Here is a 21,438-nt window from a genome sequence, read left to right on the forward strand (position 1 = left end):
GAAGGTCAGCTGCGGGAGGCCTTGGGATCGAGCGCGTCGCGCACGGCGTCGCCGAGCAGGTTGAAGGCGAGCACGGTGATGATGAGCGCGGTGCCGGGCACGATGAGGAACCAGGGGTCGCTGAGGTACCAGTTGCCCGCCTGCGCGGCGTTGAGCATCTGCCCCCAGGACGGCGTCGGGTCCTTCACGCCGACGCCGAGGAACGACAGTGCGGCTTCGGCGGAGATGTTCGCGGGGATCATCATGGTCGCGTAGACGAGGACGACCCCGAGCACGTTCGGGATGACCTGACGGAAGATGATGGTCCGGTGCGAGGCCCCGTAGGACTTCGCCGCCTCGATGTACTCCTGCTCGCGGATGCTGAGCACCTGGCCGCGCACGACTCTGGCCAGGTACGCCCAGCCGAAGAACCCGAGGATCAGCACGAGGGAGGCGATGGGGACGAAGCTGCCCTGGCCGAGGGGCGTGTCGCGCAGCCGGGATTGCAGGATCGGGGTGAGCGAGAGCACCAGGAGCAGGTGCGGGAAGGCGAGGAAGAGGTCGATGATGCGGCTGATGACCATGTCGACCTTGCCGCCGAAGTAGCCGGCCGCAGCCCCGAGCACGGTTCCGAGGACGACCGAGACCAGCGTCGAGAGCAGGGCGATCAGCAACGAGACCTGAGCCCCGTAGGCGATGCGGGCGAAGATGTCGCGTCCGAGTCCCGGTTCGACGCCGAGCCAGTGCTCCACGGACGGGTACATGTAGGCGGGGAGCGGCAGGCCGGGGGTGTTGAAGTTGTCGAGGACCTCAGGGCCGGTGTTCGTGGTGAACGGATCCTGCCCCTCGATCGCGACCAGCACGGGGGCGAGGAGGGCGAAGAGCACGATCGCCACGACGACCCCGAAGGAGACGAGGGCGATGGGGCTGCGGCGGATGCGCAGCCACGCCGTCCCGAGGAGCGAGCGTCCGGTCGCGATCTTCGGCGGCGCGGTGGGCAGCGCCGCCGTCTTCGGGGTCAGCGTCTGGGTGTCGGTCACGATCTTCCTTGATGGGCCGGGGAGCGGGTGCTCAGAATTGTATACCAGCGGGAACGAGGTTGGGATACCAAATTCCAGATCGGTGTGATTTCTGGGTACTTACGGGGGAACATCTTGAAGAGCAGAAGCGCGTGAGATAGTTTTTGGATACCAAATCGCATCTCAGATCATCGGGGCTCTCATGCGCACACTTCTCACCGCCGACCACGTGCTGGTGTTCGACGGCACCTCCCACCGGGAACTCCGGCAGGGGGCCGTGGTCGTCGAGGACGACCTGATCGTCTTCGCCGGCCCGGCTGACCAGGCTCCCTCGGGCGTCGATGAGCGCCTGGAACTCGGGGAGAGCCTGCTGATGCCCGGGCTCATCGACCTGGACGCGCTCACCGACATCGACCACTTGATCTTGGACGCTTGGGGTACTCGTGAGCAGGCGGCCCGACTGCAGTGGTCGGAGGACTACTTCGACCGTCGGCGGCATGTCTTCGACGAGGATGAGCGTGCACGGATCCGGGAGATCGCGCTGGTGCAGCTCGCGCTGCACGGCATCACCTCCTACATGCCGATCGCCTCGGAGGTGCATTCGGTCTGGGCCGAATCGGCGGGCGACCTTCACCGGATGGCGGCGTTCTCGCGCGCTCTCGGGCTGCGCGGATTCCTCGGTCCCTCCTACCGCTCGGGCGTGAACGTCGTGACGGCGTCGGGTGAACGCCGGGTGCGGTTCGCGCCGGAGGAGGGTGAGGTCGGGCTCGCCGACGCCATCCGGTTCCATGACGAGCTGGCCGCGCTCGGCGAGCCGCTGCTCACGCCCGTCTTCCTGCCCTGCCGCATCGAGACGCTGACTCCCGAGCTGCTCGCGGCGACGGGGGCGGCGGCGGTGGAGCGCGGAGCGATCGTCCGGCTGCACGCGCTGCAGGGGGAGGTCGAGCGCGAGCTCATCCTCGATGCCCACGGCTGCACTCCACTCGAGCTCATCGAGAGGACGGGCCTTCTGAACGATCGCCTCATCGTGCCGCACGGCGTGTTCCTCGACGTGAACCCGCGGGTGCACGGGGAAGACCGCGGCGACCTCGCACGTCTGGTCGACGCGGGGGTGTCGATCGTGCACTGCCCGCTGACCAATGCCCGCTACGGCTCCGAACTCGAGACGTTCCAGCGTTATCGCGATGCCGGGGTGAACATCGCCCTCGGTACGGATTCGTTCCCGCCCGATCTCATCCGGGGCATCGATACCGGGGTGTCGGTCGCGAAGGTGCAGAACGGCAGTCTCGCTGCCGGTGACCTCGCCGGATACGTCGATGCGGCGACGCTCGGCGGGGCGAAGGCGCTCCATCGCCCGGACCTCGGCAAGATCGCCGTCGATGCCCAGGCCGATCTGACGGCGTTCCGGCTGGACGACGTGCGGATGGGCGCCGTCGACGACCCGCTGCGCACACTCGTACTGAACGGCACGGCGCGCGATGCGTGCCTGACGATGGTCGCCGGCCGGGTCGTCATGCGTGACGGGAAGATCGACGGAATCGACCTCGACGCGATCCGCGACGATACGCAGATACTCTTCGGGCAGATGCGGAACGCCTACACTGGGCGCGACCATCGGAGCGGAACGACCGACGAACTCTTCCCTCCGGTCTTCCCCCGTCATGCCTGATGCCCCGAGAGGTTCCGCGATGAGTTCCGACAGCCTGATCACCGACGGATCCGCCCTCGCCGAGCGGGTCTATCGCGGTGTGCTGCGCCGGATCATCGTCGGAGAGCTCACCCCGGGGTCCTGGCTGAAGGAGCGGGATCTGTCGGAGCGGTTCGAGGTGTCCCGTGTGCCCGTCCGGCAGGCGCTCCAGCGGCTGGAGACAGACGGGTTCGTCGTCACGACACGCAACAAGGGGGCGAGTGTCACGCCGGTGACGAGGGCCGACGTCGAGGAGCTGTACGACGCGCGGCTGTGCATCGAGCCCTATGCGACGCGGCATGCGGCGCAACGTGTCCACTCGGGAGCGGCGAGTGCGGATCGGTTGCGCGAACTCCTCGAGCGTGCGCTCGCGCCGGGGGACACGGCCGAGCTGGGGGAGTCCAACCTCGGGTTCCACCTCGAGATCGTCCGTCTCTCCGGCAATCGCATCCTCGAACGCAGTCTGCGGCCCATGCTCGGCCGGATGCAGTGGATCTTCGGCATCACGCACGCCACACGGGAGCAGGAGCACGCGGTGGAGCACCAGCAACTGCTCGATGCCATCGTCGCCGGGCGCGGCGAGGTGGCGGCGGCGCAGGCCTATGCGCACATCGATCAGGGGCGCGAACCCATCATCGAAGCCCTCGCGCAGGCACTCGACTGGTGACGACGGGTTGACCCCTCCCTCGCTTTCCGATAGGAAAGTAGTGAACTTTCCGGATGGAAAGTCAGGGAGGTCCATCGTGGAGCAGAAGTCCATCCCCGGTCAGGACGCGCTCGTCCCGCCGGATGCCGATCTCGCGCAGCAGTATCTGGCTGCCGCTGACGCGGTGGCGGGGCGCCGCGACCGCGCGATCGACCGACGCGCGCTCGCCTGGCTCCAGATCCTCAATGCGGCGGTCACTGCGGCGTACCTCGTCGCATTCGCGCTCGTCCTCCGGAACGACGACGTGATCGCCTCGCAGGCGATCCTGTTCACCTTCCTGGTGTGGGGGCAGCTCGCGAGCGGCATGGCTCAGCGCAACGGGATGCAGTGGCGCATGACTCGCTCGCGGTGGCCGGTCATCCTGGGTGGAGGGGTGCTGCTGGCCGCTGCCCTCGTGGTGTTCGGACTCGTGGCGTTGGACACCGCGCTCCCCGCCGGTACGGTGCTGATCCCCGCCGGTATGGTCCTGCTGGGCATCGGCGGCCACGGGGCGGTGCAGCTCCTTCGCGCGTCACGGGACCCGCGTCGTCCGCGTCCTGCTCGGGTCCCGCTGCCGGCGCCCCTGCGGTGGGGAACCGTGCTTGTCGGTATCACTGTCGGCGTACTCACCATGCTGGCGGGATCCCCCGACGATGTCCTCCGGAGCGTGATCTCGTTGCTGGTGATGATGACGCTCCTCGCGTGGATCGTGGTCTTCAACACCCCGCTGGGGCTCCCGGCCATCGGAGCCGCCTGGCGTTGGCCGCATGTGGCGATGTTCTTTGTCGCGGCGTGCGTCCCCGTCGGGCTCACTCTCGCGGGCGAGTCCTTCGGGAACCGGGGGCTCGCGGGTGTTCTCGGAGGTGTCGTCGTGATCCTGCTCTTCGCCCTCGTGTCCTTCGTCCCCGGCCGGGCGAGCCGTGGCTGAGCCGGCCTCCAGGCCTCACCCACGCACCCAGCTGGATGATAATTTCGCCTCGCCCATCCGGTTCTCCCTCATGGCGGCGCTGGGGGATGGGATGGAACTCGACTTCGCGACGCTTCGGGATGTCCTCCAGTGCGGTGACTCACCCCTGAGCAAGGCCATCACGCACCTGCAGGTTGCCGACTACGTGTTCGCGCGCAAGGCGAACGTCGGTGGCCGCTCGCGCACGTGGGTGCGTTCGACCAAGACGGGGCGCGACGCCTTCGCCGCACACCTCCAGGCGCTACGTGAGATCGTCGCCCTCGGAGGTGGGCAGGCCCTGTGAGCGTGGGCTCAGGCGGTGGCATCCACGAGGTCGGCGTGGTGGATCGCCGCGACGTCGGGGTGGGCGCGCAGGCGTGACTTGAGGGCGTTCTCGCCGTAGAGCGCGTGGATCGGGTTGCTCGGGTCCTTCGTGACGCCCTTCGCCTCGGCCGCCAGCTCGGGCGGAAGCTCGATCAGCGGGAGGCGCTTGTCGAGGGCGGGGTTGAAGAAGAACGGGATCGAGATCCGGTCGTTCGGGGCCTTCGGTGACACGACCCGGTGGTTCGTCGCCTTGAGGTAGCCGCCGGTGGCGTACTCGAGCAGCTCGCCGATGTTCACGACGAAGGCACCGGGCACCGGGGGAGCGTCGACCCAGGCTCCGTCGCGCTCGACCTGCAGGCCGCCCTTGCCTGGTTCGACCCAGAGGAGCGTGAGGACGCCCGAGTCCTTGTGCGCGCCGACGCCCTGCTGGGGCTCGGGCTCGTGTGTTCCCGGGTAGCGGACGATCTTGATCAGTGTCGAGGGCTCACCGAAGTGATCGTCGAAGTAGGTCTCGTCGGCTCCGAGCGTCTGCGCCCATTCCCGCAGCAACCGCCGGGCGACGTCGGACAGCGTCTCGTGCCATTCGGTGACGATCTCCTGCAGTTCCGGCTGCGCCGCCGGCCACAGATTCGGGCCGATGAGGCGGTTGAACGCGGGGCCGCCGTCCACGGGTTCGCGCTCGGGCCCGATGTCGATCTGCTCGCGCCAGTCCACCTGACCCTGGGTGCGCTCTCCGCCGATGCGGGTATAGCCGCGGAAGTGCGGGCTGTTCACGTTCTCGATCGCGAGCTTGTCCTCCTCCGGGAGGGCGAAGAAGTCGAGGGCAGCACGGTGCAGCCGTGCTTCCAGCTCGGGGGAGATGCCCGTGCCCGTGAGATAGAAGAAGCCGACGTCGTGCGTCGCCGCCCGGAGGTCGTCGCGGAAACGAGCCGCAGCGTCCGGGCCTTCATCGAGCTGGGACAGGTCGAGGATCGGGAGCGAGAGTTCAGCCATGGACCGAGGGTATGTCGGCTTTCCGAGCGGGAGGGCCACTGTTGCGCCGCGTTACCGCCGGGGCCTCGTCTGCCGGTGGCGACAGTGTTCCGGCAAGACTCCGCTGCAATGCTAGAGTCTCGTAGGTAAGGGCTGCCTTACCTCAGTCGTCGCAACAGAAATCGTCTCCGTGCTCGCCACTTTTCTCATCGGCCTCCGTGAAGGCCTGGAAGCCGCGCTCGTCGTCGGCATCCTCGTCGCCTACCTCCGCCGCCTCGGCCGGAAGGACGCCCTGCCGAAGATGTGGGCAGGCGTCGGCCTCGCGATCGCCCTCGCACTCGGTATCGGCGCAGTGCTCACCTTCGGCGCCTACGAGCTCACTTTCAAGGCGCAGGAGCTGATCGGCGGCGGGCTCTCGCTGCTCGCCGTCGCGATGGTCACGTGGATGATCTTCTGGATGCAGCGTGCCGGACGCACCATGAAGGCGACGCTCGAGGGCGGCCTCGATCGCGCGCTCACGGTCGGCGGCCTCTGGGCGCTCGTCGCAATCGGCTTCGTGTCCGTCGCGCGGGAGGGCATCGAGACGACACTCCTTCTGTGGTCGATGGTGCAGGCGTTCGGCGATGCGCCGTCCGCTCTGCTCGGCGCTCTGCTCGGACTCGCCGCCGCCGTGATCATCGGCTGGCTCATCTCCCGCGGAGCCGTGAAGCTCGATCTCCGCCGCTTCTTCGCGTGGACCGGCGGCTTCCTGGTCATCGTCGCCGCCGGCGTGCTCGCCTATGCGCTGATGGATCTGCAGGAGGCGGGCGCCCTGCCGGGCCCGTTCACGGCCGCGGCGCCGCTCGATCCCACGACCGGGGCGGTCGCGATCGGGTGGGCGGCTTTCCCGTTCGGTTGGGCGTTCGATGTGTCGTCGGCCATCGCCCCGAGCGGTCCGCTGGCCGCGGTGCTGCAGGCCACGGTCGGCTTCATGCCCGCGATGACCTGGTTGCAGGTCTCCGCCTGGACTCTCTACATCCTCATCGTCGGTTCGCTGTACGTCCGCGGTCTCCGCTCGCGCCGTACGCCGAAGCCTCGCGCTTCGGCCGAACCCGAATCCGACACGACCTCTCTCTCACCACAAGGAGCAGCATGACCACCTCTCACCGTGTCCTGGGGGCATTGGCCGCCGCGGGCGCCGTAGCACTCGTCCTGAGCGGTTGCGTCGCGAAGAGCGACGTCGCCGCCGACGCCGCCTTCGACGTCTCGTCGACCGCCGGCGACTGCGCCGTGTCGGCGGCCACCGCGAAGAGCGGGACGCTGACCTTCGACGTCAAGAACGACACGGACCAGGTCTCGGAGTTCTATCTGCTGGCCGAGGACGGTCTGCGCATCGTCGGCGAGGTCGAGAACATCGCGCCGGCAGCGTCCCGGACACTCACCGTGGTCGCGCAGCCCGGCGACTACTTCACGCTGTGCAAGCCCGGGATGCTCGGCGACGGCGTCGGCAAGGCGGCCTTCACCGTCACCGGCGATCGCGTCGCGGTCGACGGGCCCGATGCCGAGCAGAAGCAGCAGGCGGTCGATCTCTACGCCGCGTTCGTCAAGGACCAGGTCGGTCAGCTCGTCCCGGCTGTCGAGGAGTTCGTCGCAGCCTACGAGTCGGGCGACGACGAGACCGCCCGCGCGCAGTTCCCGCTGACCCGCGCGTTCTACGAGCGCATCGAGCCGGTCGCCGAGGCGCTCGGGGATCTCGACCCGCGCATCGACTATCGCGAGGTCGACGCCGTGGCTGAGGGCCTGGATTGGACGGGCTTCCACCGCATCGAGAAGGACCTGTGGGTGCCGGCGCAGGACGCGCTGAACGCCGACGGCGAGACCCCGGCCTGGCAGGACTGGACTCCGTCGACGCCGGCAGAGCGGGCCGACTTCGGCGACCTGCTGCTCGCCGACGTGCAGGAGCTCTACGACTACGTGCACTCCGACGACTTCACGACGGCTCTCGACGATCAGGGCATCGGAGGCATCTCGAACGGCTCCATCGCGCTGCTCGACGAGGTCGCCACCGGAAAGATCTCGGGCGAGGAGGACTGGTGGTCGGGCACGGACCTCTACGACTTCGCGGCGAACGTCGAAGGCTCGAAGATGGCGTTCTCCCTCGTGCAGGACTTCGCTGCGGCTCAGGGCGACGACGGTGAGGCCCTCGTCGACGAGATCGAGGGCGGCTACGCAGCCCTCGAGGAGTCCCTCGCCGCCCACGGTTCGCTGTCCGACGGCTTCGTCGCCTACGCACAGCTGACCGAGGACGACAAGCGCGAGTTCACCGACCTGATCAACGCGCTGGCCGAGCCGCTCTCGCAGCTCACCAGCACCGTCCTCGACTGATCAGCGTCGAGCGGAATCGAACGGATACCATCACGGACGTGAACGAACCAGAAGCGGGGGCCTCGCCCGACACCTCATCGACGGGTGACGTCTCCGCTCCGGGCGGGCTGAGCAGACGCGGACTCCTCGGCCTCGCCATCGGCGGTGGCGTGGCAGGGCTTGCGGTCGGCGCCGGCGCGGGCCTCGCCGGGGGTGTGGCGCTGGGACGTGCGCGCGCAGCGGAGGACGCGCATTCCGCCTACGAGTTCTTCGGTGCGCACCAGGCGGGCATCACCACACCGGTGCAGGATCATCTGCACTTCGCGAGCTTCGACATGATGCCACGCAGCGACCGCGATGACCTGATCTCCCTTTTGCAGGACTGGTCATACGCCGCGTCCCGCATGTCGCAGGGGCTGGAGGTCAGCGCGAGCGGAGCGGTCGGCGGACCGGCGGAGGCACCGCCGGATGACACCGGCGAGGCATTGGGGCTCCCCGCGGCCGGTCTCACGATCACCTTCGGGTTCGGACCCGGCCTCTTCGAGAACGAAGACGGCGACCGCTACGGCATCGCCGCGCAGCGCCCGGCCGGCCTCGAACGCCTCCCGGCGTTCCTCGGCGACGATCTCGACCCGCAGGCGTCCCACGGAGATCTCTGCATCCAGGCCTGCGCCGATGACCCGCAGGTCGCGGTGCACGCGATCCGCAACCTCAGCCGCATCGCCTTCGGCCGCGCCCGCCTGCGCTGGTCGCAGCTGGGATTCGGCAAGACGTCGCGCACGACCGCCGCGCAGGCGACGCCCCGGAACCTCTTCGGCTTCAAGGACGGCACCGCCAACATCCTCGCCGACGACACCGAGGCGCTCGCGGACCACGTCTGGGTGTCCGAGCAGGACGAGCCCGCCTGGCTCGCCGGAGGCTCGTACCTCGTCGCGCGCAAGATCGCGATGCTGATCGAGACGTGGGACCGTGTGCGGTTGTCGGAGCAGGATGCGATCATCGGCCGGGACAAGGGGGAGGGCGCGCCCCCCTCGGGAGGGGACGAGTTCACGGCGCCCGACTTCCATGGCAAGGCCATCGACGCCAACAGCCACGTGAGCCTGGCGCATCCCGAGCAGAACGACGGTGTGCGGATCCTGCGTCGCGGCTATAACTACGTCGACGGCAACAACGAGCTCGGACGCCTCGACGCCGGACTCTTCTTCCTGTCGTATCAGCGTGACCCGGCGCAGTTCATCTCGCTGCAGCGGCGGCTGTCGACCGACCTGATGAACGAATACATCCGCCACGTCGGCTCGGGGATCTGGGCCGTGCCGAGGGGTGCGACCCCGGGGTCCTACGTGGGCGCGCAGCTGTTCGCCTGAGCGGGCTCAGACCCCGCGTCGGGCGGTCTCGAGGATGTCGACCACCGTGGCAGCCATCTCGTCCGCACCGAAGTGATCGGCAGCGGTGATGGTCACGACCGCGTCGTCGAGGAAGATCAGCAGCTGGCCGTGCGCGCCGTGCAGCCGCCATCCGCGGCCGGGGCCACCCCAGCCGGCGAGGGCGTAGCGGTCGTAGCCGGGGTTCGGGCCGGCGACGACCCCGTTCTCGTGCATGGCGTCGATCCATCCCGACGACACCAGCTGCATGCCCTGCCACCATCCGCGGTCGCGGATCAGCAGACCGATCCGCGCCATCTCGCTCGTTCGCAGCGCAAGTCCGCCACCCGCTTCGATGCGTCCGTTCGGGCTGCGCGCCCACACCACATCATCGATGCCGAGTGGGCGGAAGAGTCGGGCATCCAGGTAGTCGCCCACATCGCCGACCCGCGCGGAGAGCGCCGTCATGGCGGTGTAGGTGCTGGCGTTCGAGTACTGGAACACGCGTCCGCGCGACGGTCGACGCAGGAACTCGCGGGCGAGATCCGGCCAGTCCGTCATGAGCGTCTCGGACCAGGGCAGGTCGATGCCGCTCGACATCGTGAGCAGATGACGCAGGGTGACCTGTTCGACGCCCTCGCCGCGCTCGAAGTCGGGCAGGTACACCATCACGGGCACATCGAAGGAGATCGCGCCCTCATCGGCGGCGATCGCGGCCGCGAGCACGCACACGCCCTTGGCGACCGAGTGCACGTCCTCGCGCACATCGGGCGTCCAGCGGTGCTCCGCCTCATCGGCTCCGATGCGGACGTGGAGTCCGTGCGCGTCGAAGCCCGAAGCGGTTACGGCTTCGACGATGCGGTCGCGGACGTCCTCGGCGACGGTCATCGTGTGTCGGCCCGGGGGCGTCGGGATCCGGTCGGGTCGTTTCGGCGTCCTTCACGCGATGCGAGCGCGGGGTCGACGAAGAGCCAGCGGGGTCGAGGCTCGACGAGCGGCCGGAACACCCAGCGCACCGGCTTCGTGGCCAGGAGCAACGCGACGACCACGGAGAGCGCTGTCACCAGCGGCAACCAGATCCATGTCGGCTCCAGGTCGCGCAGCGCACCCGTCTCGCGGAACGGATAGAGCACGAACGAGTGGAGGAGGTAGACATACATCGTGTACTGGCCGAACGTGGTCCACCAGTACGAACCGCGCGGGATCAGGGCGAAGAAGGCGGCGCACAGCAAGACCGCCAGCAGCATCAGGGCGATGCGGATCCCGCCGGCCCACCACTGGTCGCCGACCAGGTCGGAGTACGAGTCCTCGTAGAACAGCCAATGGCGCAGGTCGACGGCCTGCCAGAGCGGCAGCCAGTTCCAGGCCGCCCAGCCGACCCCCGCGAAGACCGCCACCGCCGCCACCCGGATCCACCAGGGGCGGAAGTCGAGCAGTCGGAGCCGATCGACGATGTCGTGCTCGCGCAGCCACCAGCCGAGCGCGAAGAACGGCAGGAGCCCGAGAGTGCGGGACAGCGAGAACGTGCTGTCGACGTTGGGGAGGTAGCCGGAGCTGATCGAGATCACGACGGTCCATAGCAGCGGCCAGCGGAGCAGCGCGAGATAGGGGAGCACCAGTCGGAAGATTCCGAGCGCGAGCAGGAACCACAGGGTCCAGCTCGGCTTCGTGAAGTTCGGTGTCGCCTCACCCTCGACGAGCCACTTGGTGAGGGTCCACAGCGTCTCGAAGATCACGTAGGGGAGGATGATGTCGGTGATCACTCGCGCCATCTGCGTCTTGGTGGGAGTGCCCGACTTGGAGAAGTAGCCGGAGATGATCGCGAACGCCGGCATGTGGAACGCGTACAGCGCCAGGTAGAAGGCGAAAGCGATGTCCGAGTCGTAGATGAGTCGCTGGATCGCATGCCCGAGCACGACGAGCACGATGCAGATGTACCGCGCGTTGTCCCAGAACGGCACGCGCCGTCGCTTTCGCGGGAGAGATCCTGTGGTGGGCCCTGCGCTGTCCGCCCCGGTACTGCTCATCTTTCGAGGCTACAGCCCGGGAATAAAGTTGCTGTGAGCGCGTTGACACATATACATTCAAATGAATAGAAACGGGTGCGAGTCATCCGGTTCGGAGAACACGGAGCAATCATGAGCGAGCAGTCAGGCGCGCAGGCGATGCAGTTCGGCATCATGTCGGTCAGCGACATCACCCGCGATCCCACCACGGGCATCACCCCCAGCGAGCAGGAGCGCATCAAGGCGACCACGGCGATCGCCGTGCACGCCGAAGAGGTCGGACTCGACGTCTTCGCGATCGGTGAGCACCACAACCCGCCGTTCTGGTCGTCCAGCCCCACCACTTTCCTGGCGGCACTGGCCGCGCAGACCGAGCGCCTCATCGTCTCGACCTCGACGACGCTCATCACCACGAACGACCCCGTGCGCATCGCCGAGGAGTACGCGATGCTGCAGCACGTGTCCGACGGGCGCATGGACCTCATGCTCGGCCGCGGCAACACCGGACCCGTGTACCCCTGGTTCGGGCAGGACATCCGCCAGGGTCTCCCGCTCGCGATCGAGAACTACGCGCTGCTGCACAAGCTGTGGCGTGAGGACGTCGTCGACTGGGAAGGGAAGTTCCGCACCCCGCTGCAGGGCTTCACCTCGACGCCGCGACCTCTCGACGGCATCGCCCCCTTCGTGTGGCACGGCTCCATCCGGACCCCGGAGATCGCGGAGCAGGCCGCCTACTACGGCGACGGGTTCTTCGCGAACAACATCTTCTGGCCGAAGGAGCACTACCAGCGCCTCATCGAGCTGTACCGCCAGCGCTTCGAGCACTACGGTCACGGCACCAGGGAGCAGGCGATCGTCGGCCTCGGCGGTCAGGTGTTCATGGCAGCCAAGTCGCAGGACGCGGTGAACCAGTTCCGCCCGTACTTCGACAACGCGCCGGTGTACGGTCACGGTCCGAGCATGGAGGACTTCACCGAGATGACGCCGCTGACGGTGGGTTCGCCGCAGCAGGTCATCGATCGCTACGCCGGCATGCGCGAGCACTACGGCGACTACCAGCGCCAGCTCTTCCTCATCGACCACGCGGGACTCCCGCTGAAGACGGTGCTGGAGCAGCTCGACATCCTCGGCTCCGAGGTCGTGCCGGTGCTGCGCAAAGAGCTCGCGAAGGACCGCCCGTCCTCCGTCCCCGACGCGCCGACCCACGCCGCACGCGTGGCCGCGGAGTTCGGTGACGGGCCGACCCGTCAGGCCCGCCCCGGCGCGAACCGCGGTGACAACCTCACCGGCGACTCGCCGTACCAGGACAGCCCGGCACCCGCCGGTGCAGCATTCGGGCTCGGCCGGAAGGAGGCCTGACATGACCACGCGTCGTATCGCCGTCGTCGCGGCAGGGCTCTCCAACCCGTCGTCGACCAGGATGCTCGCGGATCGACTGGCCGCCGAGACCGTGAAGGCCCTCGCGGAGCGCGACATCGCGGCCACCGTCGACGTGATCGAGCTGCGCGACTATGCGCACGACATCACGAACAACATGCTCACGGGGTTCGCACCGCAGGCGCTCGAGACCGCGATCAACACGGTGGTCTCCGCCGACGCGCTCATCGCCGTCACACCGATCTTCTCCACGAGCTACTCGGGACTGTTCAAGTCGTTCATCGACGTGCTGGACCCGGATGCGCTCACCGGGAAGCCGGTCCTGATCGGCGCGAACGCGGGAACCGCGCGGCACTCGCTGGCGATCGACTACGCGATCCGTCCGCTGTTCGCCTACCTGCACGCCGATACCGTCTCGACGGGCGTGTTCGCGGCGTCGAGCGACTGGGGTGACTCGGGTGACGACGTCGCCCCGCTCGCGAAGCGCGTCGAGAAGGGCGCACGGGAACTCGCGGACACGATCGCGCGGAAGGAAGCGGCCACGGTCGCGGACCCCTACGACCCGGCGACGTACCTGGGCGAAGGACGCTCCTTCGGGCACATGCTCGGGGGCCTCGCGGGGGAGTGATCCGCTTCCCCTTGACCGTCGAAACGCGCCGCGCGCCCGAGAAGGGCGCGCGGCGCGTTCATCCCCGCTCCGCTCCTCCGTCCGCTCCCTGTCTCCAGGCATACTCCGTTTCGGGGCGACCTCGTGCGCCGCGACGTGCGGTGCGGAGCGCGACCCCCTCGGCGGTCAGATGCTCCAGGTAGCGCCGGGTCGCGACCCGCGAGAGCCCGAGGCGATCGGCGGCTTCGCGCGCGGACAGCGGTCCGTTCGCGCGCAGTGCCATCGAAACGTCGTTCAGCGAGCTCGCGGACAGACCTTTGGGCAGCGGGATCGCTCCGGTCGCACGGCCGAGCAGCGCGTCGATCTCCGCCTGCGTGGCCTGGCCCCTGGTCGACCGCGCCTGCTCCCGATGAACGCGATACTGCTCCATGCGCTCTCGGAACACCGAGAACGGGAACGGCTTGACGAGGTACTGGTGCACTCCGAGCGCCGCCATCTGTCGGACGCTCTCGGCATCGCGCACGCCGGTGATCGCGATCACATCCGTGGCGGCGGCGCGCGCACGAAGGCTGCGCAGCACATCGATCCCGGAGCCGTCCGGCATGGTGATGTCGAGGAGAACGAGGTCGAACGCGTCGGCACCGGGGTTCTTCAGCACGGCGTGCACCGCTGCGCGGGCACTGCTGCATTCCCCGGCGACGGTGAATCCATCGAGCCGGGCCACGTAGTCCCGGTGCAGTTCGAGGGTCAGGGCATCGTCGTCGACGATCAGCGTACGGATCATGTCGGCGGCCTCCGAGACTGAGCGCGGGGGAGGACGACGCGGAACATCGTGGGGTCGTCACTCACCGTCACCGAACCGCCGGCACTCGTGACCACGGAGCGCACGAGCGCCAGTCCGATACCGCGGCCGTTCCCATCGGCGGGCTTCGTGGAGTAGCCCTGATCGAAGATCCGCTCCTGGAGGAGTGGCGGTATGCCGGGACCACTGTCCGACACCTCGAGCACGATTCCGCCGTCGTCACTCGGATGCAGCGACACCCGCACCCACCGATCCTCGGAGTCGGAGTCGGAGTCGGAGTCGGCGGCAGCGTCCATGGCGTTGTCCACGAGGTTGCCCAGCACGGAGACGGCGTCGACGGGCGACAGCGGCGTGCGGGGTGTATCGGGCTCGATGTGCACCCGCCAGTCGATGCCGCGCTCCTTGGCCTGCGAGGCCTTGCCGAGGAGGAGGGCACCGACGGCGGGATCGCCGTGACCCCGCGCGGTCACCTGATCCACGAGCGACTGGCTCTGTCGTGACGTCTCCGTGAGGATCTCGATCGCCTCGTCGCGGCGCCCGAGCTCGAGCAGCGCGACCGCGGCGTGCATCCGGTTCCCGTGCTCGTGCGTCTGCGCGCGCAGAGCCTCGCCCAGCGTGCGGATCGATTCGTACGACGACACGGCGTCGCGGAGCTGGCCGGGAGGGAGGTCGCCGGCGATGCGTCGGGTCACACGCCGGGCGATGACTGCCAGACCGACGCCGAGTGCGATGAGGCCGATCGTGATGCCGAGAGTGAGAGGCAAGCGGCGGATCAGGGTGTCGGTGATGGACTCGGTCGTCACCCCGGCGGCGACCCAGCCGATCAGGTCTCCGTCCGGCGTCGTGACCGGCGCGATCGTCCGGATCGAGGGACCGAGGGTCCCGGTGAACTCCTCCGTCAGCGTCCGGAATGTCGAGGGGATCGTGCCGAGGTAGATCCCGCCGATCTGGTCGTCGTCGGGGTGGGTGATCCGCGTGCCGTCCAGGGTCATGACGGTGATGAAGTCGAGCCCGGCGCCGGCGATCACTTCCAACGAGTAGGGCTCGAGCTCCCGAGTGGCCGCGTCGTGATCGCTCGAGCGCAGACCGTCGACGACGAGTGGGGAGGAGGCGAACGCGACTGCTGTGGCCGCCGTCACCCGCTCGGCCTCGGCACGGATCGTTCGCTGCGCCTCGGCGACGAGGAAGACCGCCACGAGAGCGCCGATCACGACGGCCGCGACGAGCAGCACGACGAAGACGCGCGAGGCGGTGCTGCGGGCGCGGGAGGTGGGCGCCATCGCCTGCTCCGATCGTCGATGGTCAGGTGCCGTGACCAATACGACCACAACTCGCGCTGCGGCGGGAGGTGGATCACCGTGGGAACCGATCGGCGGCGCAGAAGCCGCCATTCGGACGACGAAGTCGACGATCAAGGAGGAAGCCGTGGCGCTCACGACGGGATTCGCACTGCCGAAGTTCAACTGGCGACGAGGGAAGCACGCGTGGGACCGGCACACCTGGCTGTATGTGTCCGTGCTGATCGCCGTCGTGCTCGGCGCGGCGGTCGGGCTCATCTGGCCGGAGGTGGGCCGAGGGTTCGAAGCGCTGGGCACCGGCTTCGTCGCCCTGATCAAGATGATGATCGCCCCGATCATCTTCTGCACGATCGTCGTGGGCGTCGGTTCCATCGCCAAAGCGGCCACGGTCGGCAAGATCGGCGGACTCGCGCTCCTCTACTTCATGGTGATGTCGACGTTCGCGCTGGCGATCGGACTCGTCGTCGGGAACATCATCCACCCGGGCGCGGGCCTCGATATGGCGTCTTCGACCTATGACGTGGTCGAGGCAGAGGCCAAGACGACGCAGGAGTTCATCCTCGGCATCATCCCGACCACTTTCTTCTCGGCCTTCACGGGGGAGAGCGTGCTGCAGGTGCTGTTCATCGCACTGCTCGTCGGTTTCGCGCTGCAGGGACTCGGCGAGCGCGGTGCCCCCATCATGGAAGCGGTCAAGCAGCTGCAGAAGCTCGTCTTCCGCATCCTCGGGATGATCCTCTGGCTCGCACCGATCGGCGCGTTCGGAGCGATCGCTGCGGTGGTGGGCAAGACCGGTGTGGCGGCGATCTGGAGTCTCGGGACGCTGATGGTCGCGTTCTACATCACGTGCATCCTGTTCATCGTCGTGATCCTCGGGGCGATGCTGTGGGCGGTGACGCGGGTGAACATCTTCGCTCTCATGAAATACCTCGCACGGGAGTACCTGCTCATCGTCGGCACGTCCTCGTCGGAATCCGCCCTCCCTCGCCTGATCGCGAAGATGGAGTTCGTCGGCGTCTCCAAGCCCGTCGTCGGCATCACGGTGCCCACCGGGTACTCGTTCAACCTCGACGGAACGGCGATCTACCTGACGATGGCGTCGCTGTTCATCGCCACGGGGATGGGGCAGCCGATGTCGATCGGCGAACAGATCGGCCTGCTCGTGTTCATGATCATCGCCAGCAAGGGGGCTGCCGGAGTGACCGGTGCGGGGCTGGCGACACTCGCCGGGGGTCTGCAGGCGTATCGCCCCGACCTCGTCGACGGGGTGGGCGTGATCGTCGGCATCGACCGCTTCATGTCGGAGGGACGAGCTCTGACGAACTTCACCGGCAACGCCGTCGCGACCCTCCTGATCGGTACCTGGACGAAGCAGATCGACCGCGACCGCGTGCGACGGGTGCTGAGCGGCGAACTCCCCTTCGACGAGTCACTGCTCGACGGCGTCGACGCGCACGGGGATTCGGATGCACCGCAGGGCGCGGATGTGCAGGAACTGCGGGAGGCAGCAGTGACGGAGATGGCGGCGAAGGAGGAGCGGGCCAGGGCACGAGCCGAACGCAGCTGACGAGCGGGTGAGGGATGCGGGAGTCCGGATGAACGGGCTCCCGCATCCGCGCGGTCAACCGCTCTTGCGTCGGAACTCGCGCCGGGTCTGCGGGGCGTTCGCACTGTGCACGGCGGAGTCGCCATCCAGGTGCGCCTCGCCCTGCCGGTGGTGCGCGTTCTTCTTCTCGAGCGCTTCCTTGAACTTGCGCTTCATCTCCTCAGAGGAGGAGGCGCCTTCTTCGGTGCTCATGCCCCGAGCCTAGAGCACCGGCTGCGGCAGGTCACCCTCCCGTGCGCCGACTGAGACGATCGAGCAGCACGCCCAGCCCGAGCGCGACGACGATCGACGCCGGAACGGCGATCACCGGCCCGCCCGGCAGGATCGCGGCGATCGTGGCGCCCACTGCCGCCTGGTAGAGCGCCCAACCGGTCGCGGCCAGTGCGACCAGAGCGAGGTAGCGAGGCGGATGGATGCGCGACGCCCCGGCCACGAGGTTGATCGCCAGTCGGGCGAAGGGCACGAATCGGGCCGTGAAGAGCACGGTGGCCGTCCCCTTGTCCAACCGGTGCCGTGCCCAATCCAATGCCTGCTGCACCCGAGACGCCCTCATCCACCGCCACCGATCGACGCCGACGGTCCGGCCGACCAGATAGCAGCAGGCGTCTCCCACGGTCGCGGCTGCCGCGGCGCAGACGACGACCGCCCAGAGCGGCGGGGCTCCGGTGGTCACCGCCAGCGCTCCGAGCGCGGTCACCGCGATCTCACCCGGCACGACGACGAAGAAGGCGTCCCCGAGCACGAGCAGGCCCATCAGGGCCAGGCTCCACGGCCCGGTGAGGGATTCGGCGAGCAGATCCGTCGTCACGTCGACCACTGTGCCTGCAGAGGGTGAACGGGAACCAAAGAGCGCATAGCCGGTGACCCGCCGTCCAGCATCCGGTGAACATCGGGTGCTGCGGGCCGTTTCCGACGCGTGCGCCCTCGATGCTCGGTCATCCTGAGGCTGTGAGAGTAGCGATCGTCACGGAGTCCTTCCTTCCGCACATGAACGGCGTCACCGGGTCGGTGCTGCAGATCCTGCGTCACCTCGAGCAACACGGCCACGATGCCCACGTGATCGCCCCCGCCGCAGTCGGGATCCCCGGGGAGGTGCATGGGGTGTCGATCGAGGCGATCCCGAGCCTCGCTCTTCCGGGGTACCACAACGTCAGGGTCGGCACGTCGGGCGCTCCGCGCATCGCCGCGTCCCTGCGGCGTTTCCAGCCGGATGTCGTGCACCTCGCCTCGCCGTTCGCGCTCGGTTGGCGGGGGGTGCTCTCCGCCGAGCGGATCGGGGTCGCCAGCGTCGCCGCCTACCAGACCGACGTGGCGGCCTACACGGAGCGCTACCGGGTGGCCGCGGCCACGGGCATCGCCCAGACGCACATCGCGCGCCTGCATCGACGCGCGACCATGACGCTCGCTCCGTCTGCGGACTCCGCTCAGCAGCTCGCCGCACTCGGGGTGGATCGTGTACGCCACTGGGGGAGGGGAGTCGACGCGGAACGCTTCCGACCGTCTCGTCGCAATCCCGGACTGCGCGCCGCGTGGGGTGCCGAGATCGTGATCGGATACGTCGGCCGCCTCGCCCCGGAGAAGCAGGTCGAGGACCTCGCCGCGCTCCGCGACCTCCCGGGTGCGCGCCTGGTGATCGTCGGAGACGGACCCAGCAGAGCACGGTTGGAGGGGCTGCTCCCGGATGCCGTGTTCCTCGGCCACCTCGACGGGTCTGCGCTCGCCGCGGCCATGGCGTCGTTCGACGTCTTCGTGCACCCCGGGGAGAGCGAGACGTTCGGGCAGACCCTGCAGGAGGCCCACGCCAGCGGGGTCCCGGTGATCGCGACCGGCCGCGGCGGGCCCCTCGATCTCGTTCGCATGGGTGTCGACGGCTGGCTGTACCGCCCAGGAGACCTCGGCGACCTGCGGATGCGAGTGGCCGATCTGGCAGGCGACGCGAGAAAGCGACGGGCGTTCGGAGAAGCCGGTCATGACGCGGTGCAGAGTCGCAGCTGGACGAGCGTGTGCGATCAGCTGCTCGGGCACTTCGAGGAGGCGCGTCTGCTGCAGCGGGTGGATGCGGCCTCCCGCGCTCGCCGCGTCACCCGGCCCGATTCCCCGCCGCCGGTGACCGCGCGTCGCTGGCGCCGCTTCGTCGCCCTGGGGGATTCGCTCACCGAGGGCCTGTGCGATCCCGCCCCGGATGGGGGCCTGCGTGGGTGGGCCGATCGGCTCGCGCTGCTGCTGGCCGCGCGGGGCGGGCTCCACTACGCGAACCTCGCGATCAGGTCGAAACGTGTGCGCGATGTGTCCGGATGGCAGGTGGACCGCGCGCTCGAACTGCATCCTGACCTCGTCTCGATCCTCATCGGCGCGAACGATCTCGTGAAGCATCGTGTCGACGTCGCAGCGCTCGCCGCGGAGGTGGAGCACGCTGTCGTGCGGCTGCGGGCGATCGGAGCGGATGTGCTGTTGGTCACCCCGTTCCTCCCGGATCGTCGGGCGGCTGCCGTCTACACGCGGCGCTTCGCGGCGTTCGCGACGGCGTTGACGGGGATCGCGGCGCGGACGGGAGCGATCCTGATCGACACGGACCTGCATCCGGCACTGGCCGAGCGACCGAACTGGGGTGAGGATCTGGTGCATCTGAGCAGCCGGGGCCATCGTCTCCTGGCGTATCGAGCGGCCGAGATTCTGGGTGTTCCCGATGCGGATGCGCTGGGTATCCTCGATGCCGCCCTGCACGAGCACGAGCCGATCGGTGCGGGCGCGTGGTGGCGGCGACACGCCCTTCCCTGGGTCTGGCGCCGCCTGCACGGTCGCGCGGCGGGCGATGGTCGTGTGGCGAAGCATGAGGACTACGTCTATCTCGGGCGCTCGTCCGCGGCGCGGTGGGCGAACATCGGCTGATCCGCTCGGCGCAGCGCCGCGTCGACTCGTCGAGCCACCGCCGACGTGCGGAGGCGGTCAGCGCCGCCCCATGCCGTGATACTGCCAGCCCGCTGCACGCCAGGCCGCCGCATCGAGGCAGTTGCGTCCGTCGATGATGAGCCGTCCGCGGACCAGACCGCCGGCGTGCGTGGGGGAGAGATCGCGACGGTACTCGTCCCACTCGGTCACGATCACGACCGCATCGGCTTCCCGAAGAGCATCATCGCGGTGTCGCGCATAGCCCAGCTGCGGATGCGCGGCAGCGGCGTTGTCGAGAGCGGCGGGGTCGGTCACGACGACGTCTGCGCCGAGCCCACGCAGTCGAACGGCGACGTCGAGGGCGGGGCTGTCGCGGATGTCGTCGCTGAACGGCTTGAACGCGGCACCGAGTACAGCGATCCGACGTCCGAACACGAGCCCACCCAATGCGTCCACGACGAGCCGGACCGCCCGTTCGCGGCGCCGGAGGTTGATCGCGTCCACCTCGTGGAGGAACCCCACCGCTTCGCCGCGACCCAGCTCTTCCGCACGGGCGGCGAATGCCCGGATGTCCTTCGGCAGGCAGCCGCCGCCGAAGCCGATGCCGGCGCCGAGGTAGCGCCGACCGATCCGCGAGTCGTGGCCGAGAGCGTCGGCGAGCAGCGCCACGTCGGCGCCGGAGGCCTCGGCGATCTCCGCCATCGCGTTGATGAACGAGATCTTGGTCGCGAGAAAGGCGTTCGCGGCGCCCTTCACCAGTTCCGCCGTGGCGAGGTCGGTGACCAGGAAGGGCGTCCCGGCCGCGACGGCCGCCGCGTAGACCTGGCGCAGCACCGCCACGGCACGTGTGCCCGCCGAGTCCGTCTCGGCGCCGACCACGAGCCGGTCCGGTGTCAGCGTGTCGTGCACGGCCCACCCCTCGCGAAGGAACTCGGGGTTCCACACCACGGTCGCGCCCGAGTCGATGACGCGCGCAGCGAGCCGTGCGGCGGTGCCCACCGGCACGGTCGATTTCCCCGCGATCACGTCGCCGGCGCGGAGATGGGGGAGCAGTTCGTCGATCGCCGCATCGACGTAGCGGAGGTCGGCCGCGTGACCGCCGGGGATCTGCGGGGTACCCACTGCGAGGAAGTGCACCTGCGCGCCCGCTGCATCCGCCATCCGGCTGCTGAACCGGAGCCGACCGGATGCTCGTCCCTCGGCGAGCAGCTCCCTCAGCTGCGGTTCGAAGAACGGTGCGGATCCTGCGTCGAGTGCGGCCACCTTCCGTTCGTCGACGTCGATGCCGATGACGTCGTGTCCGATCGAGGCCATGGCTGCGGCGTGCACGGCACCGAGGTACCCGCAGCCGATCACTGACATGCGCATGGAGACAGCACAACGGACTCCCGCCACGGTGTGGCATCCGCGCGGTGAACGTTCCGTGGCCGGTGCCTGTCCACTCCGCGCCGCTGCGGCGACGTGGGTTTTGCGGAGTCCGCTGGTAGGGTGGATGAGGTTGACGTGTGTCAACCGCACAATCGAATATCGACTCATG

20 protein-coding genes are annotated in these 21,438 nt (G+C 68.7%); 11 read left to right on the forward strand and 9 right to left on the reverse strand.

Translation table 11 applies throughout. The annotated features are described in order from the left end of the window. Positions 1–5: 5 nt before the first annotated feature. Positions 6–1,019 carry an ABC transporter permease gene (locus OC372_RS02150; protein WP_262000801.1) on the reverse strand — a complete coding sequence of 338 codons (1,014 nt, stop codon included), beginning with the start codon at positions 1,017–1,019 and terminating at the stop codon, positions 6–8. Between the two features lie 181 nt (positions 1,020–1,200). Here OC372_RS02150 and OC372_RS02155 point away from each other — a divergent pair, with 181 nt between their 5' ends. The 4 genes from OC372_RS02155 (at position 1,201) to OC372_RS02170 (ending at position 4,620) form a co-directional block, all read left to right on the forward strand. Beyond that, positions 1,201–2,667 carry a chlorohydrolase family protein gene (locus OC372_RS02155; RefSeq protein WP_262000802.1) on the forward strand — a complete coding sequence of 489 codons (1,467 nt, stop codon included), beginning with the start codon at positions 1,201–1,203 and terminating at the stop codon, positions 2,665–2,667. A gap of 19 nt (positions 2,668–2,686) precedes the next feature. Beyond that, positions 2,687–3,352, forward strand: coding sequence for a GntR family transcriptional regulator (locus tag OC372_RS02160; RefSeq protein ID WP_029263639.1), 666 nt, complete (start codon positions 2,687–2,689; stop codon positions 3,350–3,352). Positions 3,353–3,428: 76 nt separating this feature from the next. Further along, on the forward strand, positions 3,429–4,298 hold the full coding sequence (locus tag OC372_RS02165) for a hypothetical protein (protein ID WP_262000803.1): 870 nt from the start codon (positions 3,429–3,431) through the stop codon (positions 4,296–4,298). After that, a complete protein-coding gene (locus OC372_RS02170) occupies positions 4,291–4,620 on the forward strand; it encodes a transcriptional regulator (protein ID WP_262000804.1) in 330 nt (109 codons plus the stop codon). The genes OC372_RS02165 and OC372_RS02170 overlap by 8 nt, the downstream gene beginning before the upstream one ends. 8 nt (positions 4,621–4,628) lie before the next feature. On the opposite strand, the gene OC372_RS02175 is transcribed toward OC372_RS02170, so the two are convergent. After that, a complete protein-coding gene (locus OC372_RS02175) occupies positions 4,629–5,633 on the reverse strand; it encodes an isopenicillin N synthase family dioxygenase (protein ID WP_029263636.1) in 1,005 nt (334 codons plus the stop codon). A gap of 169 nt (positions 5,634–5,802) precedes the next feature. On the opposite strand from OC372_RS02175, the gene efeU reads away from it, so the two are divergent. From efeU to efeB, 3 genes are read left to right on the forward strand one after another with little or no spacing between them, the layout of a single operon-like run. Continuing rightward, entirely contained in the window at positions 5,803–6,747 is a 945-nt protein-coding gene (efeU, locus tag OC372_RS02180; protein ID WP_029263635.1) for an iron uptake transporter permease EfeU, read from the forward strand. Further along, a complete protein-coding gene (efeO, locus tag OC372_RS02185; RefSeq protein ID WP_262000805.1) occupies positions 6,744–7,976 on the forward strand; it encodes an iron uptake system protein EfeO in 1,233 nt (410 codons plus the stop codon). The genes efeU and efeO overlap by 4 nt, the downstream gene beginning before the upstream one ends. 38 nt (positions 7,977–8,014) lie before the next feature. Then, a complete protein-coding gene (efeB, locus tag OC372_RS02190) occupies positions 8,015–9,319 on the forward strand; it encodes an iron uptake transporter deferrochelatase/peroxidase subunit (protein ID WP_410054847.1) in 1,305 nt (434 codons plus the stop codon). 6 nt (positions 9,320–9,325) lie between these two features. Here the strand turns inward: efeB and OC372_RS02195 are convergent, their stop codons facing one another. Continuing rightward, a complete protein-coding gene (locus tag OC372_RS02195) occupies positions 9,326–10,204 on the reverse strand; it encodes a serine hydrolase domain-containing protein (RefSeq protein ID WP_105709779.1) in 879 nt (292 codons plus the stop codon). After that, entirely contained in the window at positions 10,201–11,343 is a 1,143-nt protein-coding gene (locus tag OC372_RS02200) for an acyltransferase family protein (RefSeq protein WP_262000806.1), read from the reverse strand. Before OC372_RS02200 ends, OC372_RS02195 begins: the two co-directional genes overlap by 4 nt. A gap of 111 nt (positions 11,344–11,454) precedes the next feature. Between OC372_RS02200 and OC372_RS02205 the strand changes: the two genes are divergently transcribed. Together OC372_RS02205 and OC372_RS02210 are read left to right on the forward strand one after the other, a co-directional pair. Continuing rightward, positions 11,455–12,681: an LLM class flavin-dependent oxidoreductase gene (locus OC372_RS02205; RefSeq protein WP_029263630.1), complete on the forward strand. Its 1,227-nt coding sequence runs from the start codon at positions 11,455–11,457 to the stop codon at positions 12,679–12,681. Position 12,682: 1 nt separating this feature from the next. Then, positions 12,683–13,327, forward strand: coding sequence for an FMN reductase (locus tag OC372_RS02210; RefSeq protein WP_029263629.1), 645 nt, complete (start codon positions 12,683–12,685; stop codon positions 13,325–13,327). A 58-nt stretch (positions 13,328–13,385) separates the two neighbouring features. Here OC372_RS02210 and OC372_RS02215 read toward each other — a convergent pair whose 3' ends face one another. After that, entirely contained in the window at positions 13,386–14,090 is a 705-nt protein-coding gene (locus OC372_RS02215) for a response regulator (protein WP_105709781.1), read from the reverse strand. Beyond that, on the reverse strand, positions 14,087–15,388 hold the full coding sequence (locus OC372_RS02220) for an ATP-binding protein (protein WP_262000807.1): 1,302 nt from the start codon (positions 15,386–15,388) through the stop codon (positions 14,087–14,089). The genes OC372_RS02215 and OC372_RS02220 overlap by 4 nt, the downstream gene beginning before the upstream one ends. Before the next feature lie 145 nt (positions 15,389–15,533). Between OC372_RS02220 and OC372_RS02225 the strand changes: the two genes are divergently transcribed. After that, complete coding sequence (locus OC372_RS02225; protein WP_315985380.1) at positions 15,534–16,973, forward strand: cation:dicarboxylate symporter family transporter; 1,440 nt, start codon at positions 15,534–15,536, stop codon at positions 16,971–16,973. A gap of 54 nt (positions 16,974–17,027) precedes the next feature. On the opposite strand, the gene OC372_RS02230 is transcribed toward OC372_RS02225, so the two are convergent. Both OC372_RS02230 and OC372_RS02235 read right to left on the reverse strand, forming a co-directional pair. Then, complete coding sequence (locus OC372_RS02230; protein ID WP_017830923.1) at positions 17,028–17,204, reverse strand: DUF5302 domain-containing protein; 177 nt, start codon at positions 17,202–17,204, stop codon at positions 17,028–17,030. A gap of 31 nt (positions 17,205–17,235) precedes the next feature. Next, positions 17,236–17,820, reverse strand: coding sequence for a DedA family protein (locus OC372_RS02235; RefSeq protein WP_262000808.1), 585 nt, complete (start codon positions 17,818–17,820; stop codon positions 17,236–17,238). Between the two features lie 140 nt (positions 17,821–17,960). Between OC372_RS02235 and OC372_RS02240 the strand changes: the two genes are divergently transcribed. Then, on the forward strand, positions 17,961–19,901 hold the full coding sequence (locus OC372_RS02240; protein ID WP_262000809.1) for a GDSL-type esterase/lipase family protein: 1,941 nt from the start codon (positions 17,961–17,963) through the stop codon (positions 19,899–19,901). 57 nt (positions 19,902–19,958) lie between these two features. Here the strand turns inward: OC372_RS02240 and OC372_RS02245 are convergent, their stop codons facing one another. Continuing rightward, a complete protein-coding gene (locus OC372_RS02245) occupies positions 19,959–21,269 on the reverse strand; it encodes a UDP-glucose dehydrogenase family protein (protein WP_262000810.1) in 1,311 nt (436 codons plus the stop codon). Positions 21,270–21,438 lie beyond the last annotated feature (169 nt).

The sequence above is a fragment of the Microbacterium sp. Mcb102 genome, from assembly GCF_024519805.1.
Taxonomy (GTDB): domain Bacteria; phylum Actinomycetota; class Actinomycetes; order Actinomycetales; family Microbacteriaceae; genus Microbacterium.

Excerpts from the sequence above, each read along its gene's own strand:
- OC372_RS02155 (WP_262000802.1), top strand. The coding sequence starts at position 1,201 with ATGCGCACACTTCTCACCGCCGACCACGTGCTGGTGTTCGACGGCACC.
- OC372_RS02160 (WP_029263639.1), top strand. The coding sequence starts at position 2,687 with ATGAGTTCCGACAGCCTGATCACCGACGGATCCGCCCTCGCCGAGCGG.
- OC372_RS02175 (WP_029263636.1), bottom strand. The coding sequence starts at position 5,633 with ATGGCTGAACTCTCGCTCCCGATCCTCGACCTGTCCCAGCTCGATGAA.
- efeO (WP_262000805.1), top strand. The coding sequence starts at position 6,744 with ATGACCACCTCTCACCGTGTCCTGGGGGCATTGGCCGCCGCGGGCGCC.
- OC372_RS02195 (WP_105709779.1), bottom strand. The coding sequence starts at position 10,204 with ATGACCGTCGCCGAGGACGTCCGCGACCGCATCGTCGAAGCCGTAACC.
- OC372_RS02200 (WP_262000806.1), bottom strand. The coding sequence starts at position 11,343 with ATGAGCAGTACCGGGGCGGACAGCGCAGGGCCCACCACAGGATCTCTC.
- OC372_RS02205 (WP_029263630.1), top strand. The coding sequence starts at position 11,455 with ATGAGCGAGCAGTCAGGCGCGCAGGCGATGCAGTTCGGCATCATGTCG.
- OC372_RS02210 (WP_029263629.1), top strand. The coding sequence starts at position 12,683 with ATGACCACGCGTCGTATCGCCGTCGTCGCGGCAGGGCTCTCCAACCCG.
- OC372_RS02215 (WP_105709781.1), bottom strand. The coding sequence starts at position 14,090 with ATGATCCGTACGCTGATCGTCGACGACGATGCCCTGACCCTCGAACTG.
- OC372_RS02220 (WP_262000807.1), bottom strand. The coding sequence starts at position 15,388 with ATGGCGCCCACCTCCCGCGCCCGCAGCACCGCCTCGCGCGTCTTCGTC.
- OC372_RS02230 (WP_017830923.1), bottom strand. The coding sequence starts at position 17,204 with ATGAGCACCGAAGAAGGCGCCTCCTCCTCTGAGGAGATGAAGCGCAAG.
- OC372_RS02245 (WP_262000810.1), bottom strand. The coding sequence starts at position 21,269 with ATGCGCATGTCAGTGATCGGCTGCGGGTACCTCGGTGCCGTGCACGCC.